Annotated in this window: 14 protein-coding genes and 1 tRNA gene; 4 read left to right on the plus strand and 11 right to left on the minus strand. The window is 71.0% G+C overall.

Features of this window, described 5'->3' with window-relative positions; genetic code table 11:
• Positions 1–134: 134 nt before the first annotated feature.
• From H489_RS0119650 to H489_RS32655, 7 genes are all read right to left on the minus strand, one after another.
• Entirely contained in the window at positions 135–1,031 is an 897-nt protein-coding gene (locus H489_RS0119650; RefSeq protein ID WP_152427318.1) for a hypothetical protein, read from the minus strand.
• 322 nt (positions 1,032–1,353) lie between these two features.
• The gene (gene groL / locus H489_RS32635) at positions 1,354–2,976 is read right to left on the minus strand and encodes a chaperonin GroEL (RefSeq protein WP_017888048.1); all 1,623 of its coding nucleotides are present in this window, start codon (positions 2,974–2,976) and stop codon (positions 1,354–1,356) included.
• Between the two features lie 257 nt (positions 2,977–3,233).
• Complete coding sequence (locus tag H489_RS32640; protein WP_017888049.1) at positions 3,234–3,437, minus strand: cold-shock protein; 204 nt, start codon at positions 3,435–3,437, stop codon at positions 3,234–3,236.
• A 180-nt stretch (positions 3,438–3,617) separates the two neighbouring features.
• The gene (locus H489_RS32645; protein ID WP_017888050.1) at positions 3,618–4,229 is read right to left on the minus strand and encodes a LytR C-terminal domain-containing protein; all 612 of its coding nucleotides are present in this window, start codon (positions 4,227–4,229) and stop codon (positions 3,618–3,620) included.
• Positions 4,226–4,537 (minus strand): DUF3263 domain-containing protein, encoded by a 312-nt coding sequence (locus H489_RS0119655; protein WP_231564081.1) that lies wholly within the window; start codon positions 4,535–4,537, stop codon positions 4,226–4,228. The genes H489_RS32645 and H489_RS0119655 overlap by 4 nt, the downstream gene beginning before the upstream one ends.
• A gap of 96 nt (positions 4,538–4,633) precedes the next feature.
• A complete protein-coding gene (locus tag H489_RS32650) occupies positions 4,634–5,713 on the minus strand; it encodes a DUF2332 family protein (protein ID WP_017888052.1) in 1,080 nt (359 codons plus the stop codon).
• The gene (locus tag H489_RS32655) at positions 5,713–6,186 is read right to left on the minus strand and encodes a GNAT family N-acetyltransferase (RefSeq protein ID WP_031260216.1); all 474 of its coding nucleotides are present in this window, start codon (positions 6,184–6,186) and stop codon (positions 5,713–5,715) included. Before H489_RS32655 ends, H489_RS32650 begins: the two co-directional genes overlap by 1 nt.
• 65 nt (positions 6,187–6,251) lie before the next feature.
• On the opposite strand from H489_RS32655, the gene msrB reads away from it, so the two are divergent.
• Positions 6,252–6,659 carry a peptide-methionine (R)-S-oxide reductase MsrB gene (gene msrB, locus H489_RS32660; RefSeq protein WP_017888054.1) on the plus strand — a complete coding sequence of 136 codons (408 nt, stop codon included), beginning with the start codon at positions 6,252–6,254 and terminating at the stop codon, positions 6,657–6,659.
• A gap of 37 nt (positions 6,660–6,696) precedes the next feature.
• Positions 6,697–6,772 (plus strand) — tRNA-Thr (locus tag H489_RS32665).
• Between the two features lie 227 nt (positions 6,773–6,999).
• On the opposite strand, the gene H489_RS32670 is transcribed toward H489_RS32665, so the two are convergent.
• Positions 7,000–8,031, minus strand: a complete 1,032-nt coding sequence (locus H489_RS32670) for an aldo/keto reductase (RefSeq protein ID WP_017888055.1) — start codon at positions 8,029–8,031, stop codon at positions 7,000–7,002.
• 53 nt (positions 8,032–8,084) lie between these two features.
• Positions 8,085–8,870 (minus strand): alpha/beta fold hydrolase, encoded by a 786-nt coding sequence (locus H489_RS32675; protein ID WP_017888056.1) that lies wholly within the window; start codon positions 8,868–8,870, stop codon positions 8,085–8,087.
• Between H489_RS32675 and H489_RS32680 the strand changes: the two genes are divergently transcribed.
• Positions 8,869–9,672: an NAD(P)H-hydrate epimerase gene (locus tag H489_RS32680; protein ID WP_031260218.1), complete on the plus strand. Its 804-nt coding sequence runs from the start codon at positions 8,869–8,871 to the stop codon at positions 9,670–9,672. The two genes, H489_RS32675 and H489_RS32680, sit on opposite strands and share 2 nt — an antisense overlap.
• A gap of 13 nt (positions 9,673–9,685) precedes the next feature.
• On the opposite strand, the gene H489_RS32685 is transcribed toward H489_RS32680, so the two are convergent.
• The gene (locus H489_RS32685; RefSeq protein WP_017888058.1) at positions 9,686–10,828 is read right to left on the minus strand and encodes a glycerol dehydrogenase; all 1,143 of its coding nucleotides are present in this window, start codon (positions 10,826–10,828) and stop codon (positions 9,686–9,688) included.
• Between the two features lie 100 nt (positions 10,829–10,928).
• On the opposite strand from H489_RS32685, the gene H489_RS32690 reads away from it, so the two are divergent.
• Positions 10,929–11,822, plus strand: coding sequence for a neutral zinc metallopeptidase (locus H489_RS32690; protein ID WP_017888059.1), 894 nt, complete (start codon positions 10,929–10,931; stop codon positions 11,820–11,822).
• 102 nt (positions 11,823–11,924) lie between these two features.
• Here H489_RS32690 and H489_RS32695 read toward each other — a convergent pair whose 3' ends face one another.
• Complete coding sequence (locus tag H489_RS32695) at positions 11,925–12,857, minus strand: DsbA family protein (RefSeq protein WP_017888060.1); 933 nt, start codon at positions 12,855–12,857, stop codon at positions 11,925–11,927.
• Between the last annotated feature and the right edge of the window lie 239 nt (positions 12,858–13,096).

Here is a 13,096-nt window from a genome sequence, read left to right on the forward strand (position 1 = left end):
GTTCACGGCCGCCGAGTGGTCACGATCTGTCGTCTGCGCACTCGCTGACCGACAGTTCGTGACCGACCGGCGCACAGCCGACGACATGTCGTGACCGCCCGACGAAGTACTCGTCCGCGTGGCACATGCCGCTCTCACGCCGAGCGCCGACGGTTTCCGACCGCACGGACCTCGAACGCCTGCCGGAGCCGCTCGAACAACACTGCGGGCCGGTGGGCGTCCGACGCCGTTGCATGGATCACGAGCCAGTCGTTCACCACGAACCCGTTGTCCCGTCGTTGATCGTGTCGGAAGGTGTCACGCTCGCGGTGGTGATCGCCGTCGTACTCCAACGCGATGCCGAACTCCGGCCACGCCATGTCGACGCGGCCGAGGAACCGTCCCGCACCGTCGTGCACGTCGACGTTCAGCTCCGGCTCGGGGAACCCCGCTTCGACCACTGCCAGACGGAGCCAGGTCTCCTGCGGCGACTCCGCCCCGGCCCGGACGAGTTCCAGCGCGCGCCGAGCAGCGAGCGCGAAGCGTGTGCCGGGACGGATCGCAGCACGGAGGTCGTCCGCAGTCGCGAGACCCGACACTCCGACGAGGTGGTCCCCGATCGCGACCAGGCCGTCACGGTCCACGACACCGGCGCACTCGAACCACATCTGCGCGGGCGAACTGACCCGGCGCTCGCGGTGTTCGACGACGGTCGGCCGACGGATGCGGTGCGCGATCACGTCCGGCCGACGCATCCGGACCCCGTCTCCCACAGTGGAGACGTGCACGGTCCGGAGCGATTGCACCGACTGCGGCAGTGGCGCACCCCAGATCGCAGCGGCGGTCGTGTGACTGAAGAACTGGTCGGGACGCATGACCAGGGCGACGGCGTCGATGAAGTCCACCGAGTCGATCGGAGCGCGGACACCGTGGACCGGGGCTGCCAGGTCGGCACGTCGGAGTCGTTCCGGATGAATGCCACCACCCACGGCATCGGCCACGCGGAAGGTGGATCGGTCGAACGGAGCGGGGAGGCGACGGGCAGCTGGCATGCCGTCATGGTCGCTGCAGGGCACGCGAGCCGACCACCTGCGCTCGGAACCTGTGGAGAACGAGGTGAGTCGGGCCTCCTGTGCGGGAGTGGTGAGGCGCGACACGAGCAAGCCGCATCCACGAGCCGGTCATGACTCCCCGCTCCTGCGCCGCCGGACGGTCACGAAGTGTCGACGGGAAGCGGCCAAACCGACGGTTCGTGACCGCGCCGCGAGCCTGAGCGGGGTGTCGTGACCAACAGGCCCACCCGCAGCCCGCACCCCCCACACACACGGAAGGGCCCCACACGCGCAGCGTGCGGGGCCCTTCCGTCAGGCGGACTTAGAAGTCCATGCCACCCGTCGGGTCGCCAGCCGGAGCAGCGGGGGTGCGCTCGGGCTTCTCGGCGACGACGACCTCGGTGGTCAGGAACAGACCGGCGATCGACGCAGCGTTCTGCAGCGCCGAACGCGTGACCTTGGCGGGGTCGATGATGCCGGCGGCGATCAGGTCGACGTACTCGCCGGTCGCGGCGTTGAGGCCCCAACCCGACTCGAGCTCGCGGACCTTGGCGGCGACGACGCCGGGCTCGAGACCGGCGTTCAGCGCGATCTGCTTGAGCGGCGCGTCGATGGCCACGCGGACGATGTTCGCACCGGTCGCCTCGTCACCCTCGAGCTCGAGGGCCTCGAGTGCGACGGCACCGGCCTGGATGAGGGCGACGCCACCACCGGCGACGATGCCCTCTTCGACGGCAGCCTTCGCGTTGCGGACGGCGTCCTCGATGCGGTGCTTGCGCTCCTTGAGCTCGACCTCGGTCGCGGCACCCGCCTTGATGACGGCGACGCCACCGGCGAGCTTCGCGAGGCGCTCCTGGAGCTTCTCGCGGTCGTAGTCGGAGTCGGTCGCCTCGATCTCGGCACGGATCTGGCGGACACGGCCGGCGATCTGCTCGGCGTCGCCGGCACCCTCGACGATCGTGGTCTCGTCCTTGGTGATGACGACCTTGCGGGCACGACCGAGCAGGTCGAGCGTCGCGTTCTCGAGCTTGAGGCCGACCTCTTCCGAGATGACCTGGCCACCGGTGAGGATCGCGATGTCCTGCAGCATGGCCTTGCGGCGGTCGCCGAAGCCCGGAGCCTTGACGGCGACGGACTTGAAGATGCCGCGGATCTTGTTCACGACGAGCGTGGCCAGGGCCTCGCCGTCGACGTCCTCGGCGATGATCAGGAGCTGCTTGCCCGCCTGGATCACCTTGTCGACGACCGGCAGGAGGTCCTTGATGTTCGAGATCTTCGAGTTGACGATCAGGATGTAGGCGTCCTCGAAGACGGCTTCCTGACGCTCGGGGTCGGTGACGAAGTACTGCGACAGGTAGCCCTTGTCGAAGCGCATGCCCTCGGTGAGCTCGAGCTCGGTGCCGAAGGTGTTCGACTCCTCGACGGTGACGACGCCTTCCTTGCCGACCTTGTCGATGGCCTCGGCGATGAGCGCGCCGATCGTCGGGTCAGCGGCCGAGATCGACGCGGTCGCGGCGATCTGGTCCTTGGTCTCGATGTCCTTCGCGTTGGCGAGGAGCTGGTCGGAGACGGCGGCGACGGCCTTCTCGATGCCGCGCTTGAGCGACACGGGGTCGGCACCGGCGGCGACGTTGCGCAGGCCTTCGCGGACGAGGGCCTGGGCGAGGACGGTCGCGGTGGTCGTTCCGTCACCGGCGACGTCGTCGGTCTTCTTGGCGACCTCCTTGACGAGCTCCGCACCGATCTTCTCGTACGGGTCGTCGAGTTCGATCTCCTTGGCGATGGAGACACCGTCGTTCGTGATCGTGGGGGCGCCCCACTTCTTCTCGAGGACGACGTTGCGGCCGCGCGGGCCGAGCGTCACCTTCACGGCGTCGGCCAGCTGGTTCAGGCCGCGCTCGAGGCCACGGCGGGCCTCCTCGTCGAAAGCAATGATCTTAGCCATGTGGTTTTTCGTCCCTCCCGGACGTCGTCTTGGGGGTCGTGCTGGCACTCAGCGTGAGCGAGTGCCAACGCCGATTCTGGCACTCGACGGGTGCGAGTGCAACACAGTCGGGAGGCTCGTGACGACTTCCCAGGACACGCCACGTCCGGCGGACCCCGCACCACCGCCGCGGTCGCGCTCCCCGCACCCGTCCTCACCCCCGCACACGACGAACGCGCCGCCCCTGACGGGACGGCGCGTTCTGGAAGTGGTGGTGCTCAGGCGGGGCGGACGGATTCTGCCTGCGGGCCCTTCGACCCGGTCCCGACGTCGAACACGACGGCCTGGCCCTCCTCGAGGACCTTGTAACCCGACATGTCGATGGCCGAGTAGTGCACGAACACGTCCTGGCCCCCTCCATCCACGGTGATGAAGCCGAAGCCCTTTTCAGCGTTGAACCACTTCACGGTTCCGTTGGCCATGATCTCTTGCTCCCTGGTACTGCAGTGCGGAACGACGTGATCGTCGTCTGCATGGGACTCTGACCGAACGCGCCGGATCAGGCAAGAGGTGTGACGTTGTTTCACGTCGATTCCGTCAGAATTCAACGTGCCCGAAACACACCCGTCACACAATGCGCGAAAAACGCGGTGGTGCCGGGATCAACCGGTGTAGTCCGCGCCGAGGACGACACTCACGTCCGCGTTCGGGAACGCCGCCGACTGCTGCACCGCGGTGACCCCGAGCTGCTTCGCGATGCCCTGCGCGACCGCCGCCTGCGACGCCTGCTGGTAGTAGACGATCGTCGACGTCGAGCCCGTCGTGCCGGCGTCACCGGTCGAGGCGACCTGCCAGCCGGCACCGGTCAGCGCCGCACTCGCCCGGCTTGCCAGGCCCGTGGTGGTCGTGCCGTTCAGGACCACCACGGTGGTGGTGCCCTGCTGCGCCGGCGTCGCGGCCGCGGCACTGCCCGCGCCGGACCCCGCGGAGCCCGATCCGGCCGACGAGGACGCGGACGGCTTCGACGTCGCCGAGGGCTTCGCGGTGGCGGACGCCGACGTGGACGCCGACGGAGAGTCCGAGCTGTTGAAGGAGTAGCTGCCGTTCAGCAGGGCGAGCACGAGCACGCCGATGCCGACGAGCACCCCGGTGGCGAGTGCCGCCCAGGCGAAGGCGATCCAGCCACGGCCGCGACGCTGGGCACCGCGGTGCGCACCGACCCGCGGGCCGTCGGCGACGTCGTCGAACCGGTCTCGGGGGAATCTCGTGCTCATCGTTCCTCTTCACGTCCTTCGGGAGCCACGCCTGGCGCGACGAAGCTGCGCGTGGCCCGGGCGCTGGTGCGCGCGTGCCGGAGCCGCTGCAGCCGGCTGACGAGCTGCGGGTCGTACGCGAGTGCCGCGGGCGAGTCGATCACGCGGTTCAGCACCTGGTAGTAGCGCGCCGCCGACATCTCGAACTCGACCCGGATCTCCGCTTCCTTCGTGCGGTCGTGCCGTGCCCGGTCCTGCTCGAACGACAGCACGCGCTGGGCGAGCTCACTGAGCTGCTCAGTGCTGCGTTCGTCGGTGGGGCTGGTCACGGCGGTTCCGATCACGGTCGGGTAACGGGTCTCGCACATCGTAGGGGTGGAGTCGATCCGGACCCTGGCACGGGGCTGGACTGTCGCGAACACTGGTCACAGGTTCGGCGCACGGAACCAGCGCACGCGGGTACCGAACGGGTCGGAGACGGCGACCGCGACCCCGTCGATCGAGGCCGTCGCGAACGCGTCCGGGTCAGCGGCGTCGACGTCATCGGGGAGCGTCGCGGCCACATCGCGCAGGATCCCGGTGCGCTCGAGGGCGATCCAGTGCACCCCCCGCTGACGGATCCGGTCCACGAACCGTTGCCGGTCCGCGCCCGGCACGTAGACCAGGGTCCCGGTGGTCAGGACGACCGGTTCGACGTCGTCCGGCAGGGCGTCCAGTGCACGGTCGAGGTCACCCGGCAGCGTGCCGACGAGCCGGTCTGGAGGGACGGCGAGCGTCGCGCGCGCCGCCTCCCGCATCAGGGCGATCCGGTCCGTCGCCTCGGGCGGGACGGCCTCGACCAACCGGTTGAACGCGCCCGCTGCGGCGAGGTCGATCGGGTTCGGGTCGAGGGCGATCCGTGCGCCGATCCGGATCGGCCTGCTCGCCGGAGCTGGAAGGACCCCGGAGACGTCCGCGACGAGACGGACCGCGGGTTCGTCGACCGCCGTGTGCATCCGGACGAGCTCGGTGCGCGCCCCGCCGTGGTCGTCGCGCCCCGAGGAGTCGGGGCGCGACGACGGCACCGGGGCGCGTTCCGCCGACACTCCGGACTCCGACGTCCGGTGGTCGAGCGTCACCCGGTCCGGGATCGAGCACAGCCCGGCGGCAGCCCCGGCATCGACCAGGCCGAGCGGCCGTACGGAGCGTTCGGCGAGCGCCGCGAAGAGCGGGACGACCGGGGCGAGCCGCCGCGGGTCGTTGGCCTGCACCGTGGCGGACGCGAGGGCCGTGACCAGCGCGGGGCGGGCCTCCAGGCCGAGCGCGCCGAGCGCACCCGGGTCCGACGGGTCCGCGCCCAGCCGCCGCGCGACCGCGAAGAACAGTTCCGGCTGCCGCTGCTGCTCGGGGACCTCGGCGAGGAGCGCGACGAGGGCGTCGTCGAGCGACCGTGCCCAGGCGGCGTACGACGGTGAGACCGCCTCGATGCGGTCGGCGTAGGCGGCGTACCGGGCCCGGGTGTCCATCAGCGCCCGGGCCGGTGCATGCCGACGTGGCGGATGCCGGCCTCCACGTACGGCTCCCCGAACCGCACGAAGCCGTACCGCTCGTACAGGGCCGCGACGTACTCCTGGGCGTGCAGGACGAACGGGTCGTGTCCGTGTTCGTCGAGGACGGCGGCGACGAGCCGGCCGGCGATCCCCTGCCCGCGGTGCTCCGGGTCGGTCGCGACCCGCCCGATGACCCACGCCGGCGACTCGGCGCCGTCCGGGTGGACCTCGTCCACCGCCGGGCGGATGAGCCGCAGGTACCCAACCGCAGCGGTGTCCGTGCCGAACCACCAGTGCTCGGTGTCGGGCTCGCGGTCACGGCCGTCGAAGTCCTCGGCGGTGACCCGCTGCTCGAGCGCGAACACGCGGTTGCGCAGCACGACGATGCCGTACAGTGCGTCCGTCGTCAGACGGGTCCAGCGGGCGTGGTGCACGGAATGCTCGGACATCGTGGCGAGTTTACTGAAGTGGTCGGGAGTGCCCGGAAGAGCCCGACCGGAAGCAGGAGGAACCAATGGCATACAACGTCGACAAGTCCGACGCCCAGTGGCGCGAGGAGCTCTCCCCGGACCAGTACGCCGTCCTCCGCCAGGCGGGGACCGAACGACCGTGGACCGGTGAACTCCTCGACGAGGAGCGCGCCGGCGTCTACACCTGTGCGGCCTGCAACGCGGAGCTGTTCAAGAGCGGCACGAAGTTCGACTCCGGCTGCGGCTGGCCGTCGTTCTACGAGTCGGTGAACCCCGACGCCGTGCAGCTCATCGAGGACAACTCGCTCGGCATGGCCCGGACCGAGGTCCGGTGCGCGAGCTGCGGTTCGCACCTGGGCCACGTGTTCCCCGACGGGTTCGGCACCCCCACCGGTGACCGGTACTGCATGAACTCGATCTCGCTGAACTTCTCGGAGAAGTCGGGCGAGTGAGCCCCGGACGCCCTCACCGGTAGGATGAGCGGCGTCAGCCGGCATGGCGCAATTGGTAGCGCACCGTACTTGTAATACGGGGGTTGCGGGTTCAAGTCCCGCTGCCGGCCCCAGAGCGATGCCCCGGGCGAAGTCTCGCCCGGGGCATCGGCACACGGAACGCGGATCAGGGGGCGTTCCGGGCGCTGGACGCGGTAACCAGCCGGTCGTGCGACGAGGATGACACCTCACCGACCCGCGCGTCCACACCCTGACCCCACATCCGCGGAAATCCGCACGATGTGCACGAACGCGAAACGGCGCGGTCCGGCCGACGCCCGCCGACTCAGCGCCCGCCGGCTCAGCGCCCGCCGGTGATCTTCCGCTCCCGCTGCGCGACGCCCGCGGTGCCGTAGGGGTAGTCGTCGATGCGGGGCGCGCTGGCGTCGGTCAGCCGGGCGAGCTCGTCGTCGGTGAGCACCAGGTCGGCGGCACCGAGGTTGTCCTCGAGCTGCGACAGGGTGCGGACACCGAGGATCACGCTCGTGACCGCGGGCCGGGCCAGCAGCCAGGCGAGTGCGACCTGCGACTTCGACGCGTCGTGGGCGTCGGCCACCTCGGAGACGGCGTCGAGCACCTCCCATGTGCGCTCGTCGCCGTTGCGGGCCTCCCACGCCTCCATGCCGCGCTCCGGGTTCTCGCCCAGGCGGGTGGCGCCGGACGGGGCCTCGTCGCGCTGGTACTTGCCCGACAGCCAGCCGCCGGCCAGGGGCGACCAGGGCAGCAGGCCGATGCCGGCGTCGAGGCAGGCGGGCACGACCTCGTGCTCGATGTCGCGGACGAGCAGGTTGTACTGCGGCTGCAGGGTGACCGGCGGTGCCCAGCCGTGCGCCTTCGCCTCGTAGACGGCCTTGGTGACCTGGTAGCCGAGGTAGTTCGAGAACCCGTACGCGCCGATCTTGCCGGCGGACACGGCGTCGTCGAGGAACCGCAGGGTCTCGTCGATGGGGGTCAGGGCGTCCCAGGCGTGCATCTGGTACAGGTCGATGTGGTCGACGCCGAGCCGTTCGAGCGAGGCGTCGAGGGCCACGCGCAGGTGTCGTCGGGACAGCCCGAGGTCGTTCGGACCGTCGCCCTGCGGGAACCGGCCCTTGGTGGCGAGGACGACCTGCGCCGCCTCGGTGGGGTGTGCTGCGAGCCAGCGGCCGATGATCCGCTCGGACTCGTTGCCGGAGTAGACGTCCGCCGTGTCGACGAGCGTGCCACCGGCGGCCACGAAGGCGTCGAGGATGGCGTGTGAGGTGGGTTCGTCGGCTTCGCTGCCGAACGTCATGGTGCCGAGGGTCAGCGTCGACACCGATGTCCCGCTGTTGCCGAGGAGTCTGTAGTCCATGGCGGGGACGGTACGCCCGGTGGGGTCCGACCGAGGGGACCCACGAGTACCCCTCAGCGCGGGGCGGACAGGAACCGCAGCGCCGCTTCGCGGAACGGCCGCGAGGTCGGTGCGTTGAAGTGGTTGCGCCCCGGGATCTCGAAGAAGGTGGCGTCCGGTGCGGCCTCGGCGAGCCGGACCGCGCTGTCGCGGATGCCGTCCTCGCTGCCGGCCGCCATCAGGAGCGGCTGCGCCGGGGCGTTCTGCGGGGTCGGCTCGATGCTGTTCCGCATCCCCTCGACCATGGCCACGAGCGCGCCGAGGTCGTTGCCCTCGACGTTGCCCGCCATCGTCAGGTAGCCGTTCGTCACGCGGTCCTCGATCGGGGTGCCGTCGGCGATGTAGGCCTTCGCCTGGTCGACGCGGACGCGGCGCATCGGGTCGGCGTCCGGGATCCCGCCGAAGACTGCTCGCGAGATCCGGCCCGGCAGGCGTTCGGCGGTGTGCCAGCCGACGCGGGCGCCGAGCGAGTAGCCGAGGTACGCGACGTCGTCGAGCAAGTACGTGTCGATGACCGTGGTGACGTCGGCGACGAGCAGGTCCATCGAGTAGGCACCCGGATCGTGCGGCTTCGCGCTCGCGCCGTGCCCCCGCTGGTCGAGCGCCAGCACGCGGTAGCCGGCACGGACCAGGTGTCGCGTCCAGCCCGATGCGTGCCAGTTGAGCACCGCGCCGGAGGCGAACCCGTGCACCGCGATGACGGCCGGGGCGTCGGGGTCGCCGAAGTCGTAGGTCGCGAGTCGCAGCCCGTCGGGCGACATCACGAACCGGGGGCGGGGCGCTTCGGGGACGAGTGACATGTCCTCTCCAGCGTATCGGGGCAGTGTGGTCGCCATGGACGGCTACGGCGGCGATCAGATCCGGGCGGCGGAACGCCCCCACCTCGACGCGGGGGAACCGCTCATGCAGCGAGCCGCCGCAGGGCTCGCGCGGATCGTCGGCGACCTGCTGGACGACCCGGCCGTGCGGCCGGTCGACGGGCCGGGATCGGTCCTCGTGCTGGCGGGCAGCGGCGACAACGGCGGGGACGCCCTGTTCGCGGGTGCTCGCCTGGCAGCAGCCGGGAGGCACGTGGCGGTCCTGCGCGTCGGCTCCCGTGTCCACGCGGCCGGCCTGGCAGCGGCGCTGGACGCCGGCGCCCGTCTGCTCGACGGCGCGTCCGGCACCTCGGGACCGAACGCGGGCGGAGCGGCCGACATCCTGCGGGCAGCCGGCCGGAGCGACGGCGAGCGCCTGGCCGCCGTCGCGACCGAGGCGGCACTGGAGGCCGACCTGGTGCTCGACGGCATCCTCGGCATCGGGGTGCACGGCGCGACCGCACTGCGGTCCCCCGCCCGCGAGGTCGTGGACGCGATCCGCGAGCTCGCCCGCGACCAGCGCGCGCCGTTCGTCGTCGCGGTCGACGTGCCGAGCGGCGTCGACGTGGACACCGGCGGCGTCGCGGACGACCACGTCCTGCACGCCGACGTCACCGTCACGTTCGGCGGCGTGAAGGCCGGACTGCTGACCGGACCCGCCGCCACCCTCGCGGGTCGGATCGAACTCGTCGACGTCGGGATCGGTGCGGACCTGGCGACGATGGAACCGCTGATCCGCACCTGATCCCGCGCCGGGGTCAGTGGTGCTCGTACAGCACGGGCTCCGGCAGACCGTGCTCGGCGCGGATGCTGCGCGCGATGCCCTCGATCGCGACCAGGGCGTCGACCACGAGCTCCGGCGTGACGGGGAACGGCATGTTGTGGATGGTCTCGCCCTCCGCCGTCGCGGCCTCGGCCACGGCCTGCAGCACGTCGCGGTCGTCCACCGTCAGGCCGATCTCGGTCAGGGTGTTCGGCAGGCCGACCTTCGTGGTGAAGACGACGAAGTCCTCGATCTCCTCCGCCGGGGCCCCCTCGAGCACGAGCTGCGCGATCGTGCCGATGTTGACCTTCTGCCCGTGCGCCAGGCCGTGGGCCTGCGGAGCGGCGGTCAGCCCGTTGTGGATCGCGTGGGCGGCGGCGAGCCCGCCCGACTCGAACCCCAGGCCGGACAGCAGCGTGTTCGCCTCGACGACCTTCTCGAGCGCGGGGGTGACGACCTTGGCCGTGACGGCCTCGATGGCCTGCAGGGCGTTCTCGTGCAGGAGCTTCCACGACAGTTCGGCCAGCGCGACGCCGGTCTGGGTCTGCAGGCCGCCGGCCATGGTGTCGGCGTTGGCACGCTTCGCGGCACGGGCCTCGACCCAGGTCGCCAGCGCGTCGCCGATGCCCGCGACCAGGAACTGCACCGGGGCGTTGGCGACGAGCCTGGTGTCGATGAGCACGAGGTCCGGGTTGTGCGGGAAGAAGCGGTACTCGATGAACTCGCCCTCGGCGGTGTAGATGACGGCGAGCGCCGAGGTGGGGGCGTCGGTGGACGCGGCCGTCGGGACGCTCGCCCACCGGATGCCGGCCAGGTGTCCGGCGGCCTTCGCGGCGTCGATGGCGGAGCCGCCGCCGAGTCCCACGATGACGTCGGCGTCCTTCGCGGCGATCTGCTCGACGAGCTCGTCGACGGCTTCGGGGGTGGCGAAGCGGCCGAACCCGACACGCTCGACGGCCAGGTCGGCGGACCGGAAGCTCTCGGTGACGGCGGTCTCGACGATGCCCCAGACCACGTCGTCGGCGACGATCAGGGGCCGCTTGCCGATCGGGGCGATGAACTCGCCGACGCGGGTGATCGCGTCCTTGCCCTGGACGTAGCGGGCGGGGCTCATCACGGTGCTGATGGGAGTGGCCATCGTGCGGTTCCTTCCGGTTGTACGACAGGTGTACGTCAGGTGTCGGGGTGGCCGACGCCGCCGACGCTACGCGGGGCCGCTGATCGGTAGGTTCGGGGCCATGACGTTCAACGACGATGCTCGGCTCCGGGGCGGCAAGGTCAAGCGGCGGGGTCGCACCACGGCGATCGGCGGTGGTGCCGTGGGTGTCGGCGCCGTCGTGGTGTTCCTGATCCTGCAGTTCACGGGGGTCGACCTGAGCGGGATCGTCGGCGGCGACAACGGCCTGACGACGATCCAGCAGGGGGGCGAGTCCGCCGACGCCGCCCCCGAGTGCCGGACCGGGCGGGATGCCAACCTGCGCGTCGAGTGCCGGATGGAGGGCGCAGCAGAGTCCCTCGACGCCTACTGGACGTCCGAGGCACGATCCCTCGGCATCTCGTACACCTCGCCGGAGTTCTTCCTGTTCCAGGACTCCACCGACACCGCGTGTGGGCAGGCGTCCGCCGCGACCGGCCCGTTCTACTGCCCGCCGGACCGGGCGGTCTTCCTGGACACCGCGTTCTACGACGACCTGCAGTCGCAGTACGGCTCGTCAGGCGGTCCGCTCGCGCAGATGTACGTCGTCGCGCACGAGTGGGGGCACCACATCCAGCAGCTGCAGGGATCCTTCGCGAGCACCGACCGCTCCGGCACGGGGGCGTCGTCGGACAGCGTCCGCGTCGAGCTGCAGGCGGACTGCTACGCCGGAGCCTGGGTCGGCGACGCCGCGACCACCGAGGACGCGGACGGCGAGACCTTCTTCGAGCCGATCACCCGCACACAGATCACGGACGCCCTGTCGGCGGCGAGTGCGGTGGGCGACGACAGCATCCAGGAGCGTGCGACCGGCCGCGTCGACCCGGACTCGTTCACGCACGGGTCGAGCGAGCAGCGGCAGCGCTGGTTCCTGCGGGGCTACCAGCAGGGTGCGACGCACTGCGACACCCTGAGCATCCCGGGTTCGGCCCTGTAGCCGCGCCGTTGCGGACGTCAGGCCCGGTGCCAGCCGGCACCGGGCCTCCCGTCCGTGGTCAGCGCGTCAGCGCTCGTCCGGACGTCAGCGCTCGTCCGGACGTCAGCGCTTGGTCGGCGTGGGCGTCGGGGTCGCGCTCGGGGTGGGCGTCGGGGTCGCGTCGGTCGTCCCGGCGGCCGTCACCACGAAGGTGCGGAAGTCGTCGTTCGTGACCGGCGAGGTCAGTTCGTACCGCTGGCCGTTCACGAGCACGAGCGGCGTGCCGGGGAACTCCTTGAGCGTCGACCCGGGGATGGTGCCGTCGGACACCTTCGACGTCTGCTCGTCCACCCACTTGGCGTAGTCCTGGTCGGTGATGCAGCTCCGGACGGCGCTGCGCTCCTGGAGTCCCTGCACACCCGTGACGACGTCGGTGAGCTCCGCGTCCGTCAGGCCCGCCGTGCCCTCGTCCGGCTGCTTCGCGAAGAGCGCCTGGTTGACCGCGTAGAACTGGTTCGGCGAGTGCTCGGCGACGCAGGCAGCGGCGTTCGCGGCGCGGAGCGAGTACTTCGTGCCCTGCGAGCGGTTCGACAGGATCGCGACCGGGTGGATGTCGACCGTGGCCGCCCCGGAGTCGACCAGGTCCTTGATGTAGTCACCGTTGGCCCGCTCGAACTGGCCGCAGCCGGGGCAGAGGTAGTCGACGTACAGGGTGATCCGGACGGTCCCGGCACCGTCGGTCTCGGCGTTGCTCGGGGCGGCAGAGGCCGATCCGGATGCGGACGCGGTGACCGGCTTCAGGTCCTGTCCGATCGTGATGCCGCCCTGCGACATCGTCGACGGTCCGGGCCCGGCGGGCTTCACGGAGTCGACCAGCACGAGCGTGACGATCGTCGCGGCGGCGAGGAGCACGACCCCGAGCCCGATCTGCAGTCCGAGCCGGACACCGCGCTGGCGTCGCTTCTGCTGGGTCCGGGCACGCTGGGCTCGCTGGCGGGCGGCTTCACGGCGCTCGTTCCGCGCGGCGCGGGCAGCACCCTCGGGGCGGTTGTTCATCGGTGCGTCGTCCTCCTGATCGGTGTCCGCTCGGCGTTCCCCTGCTCGGCGGACGGACCCGGCGATTGTAGTGGGGCGCTCTGGGAAGCAGCCGACCAAGGGGGAAAACACTGGCGCACCCGGGTGAACTCGTGTTGTATGAAGCTCGACAGTCGACGACGACTGTCCGGGGCCCGTACGGGCACACCGCTTCACTCGGATCGTCCGGCACGTACCTGCCGGTGAAGGAAGGACCGAAC

It is taken from the genome of Curtobacterium flaccumfaciens UCD-AKU, from assembly GCF_000349565.1.
Lineage (GTDB): Bacteria > Actinomycetota > Actinomycetes > Actinomycetales > Microbacteriaceae > Curtobacterium > Curtobacterium poinsettiae.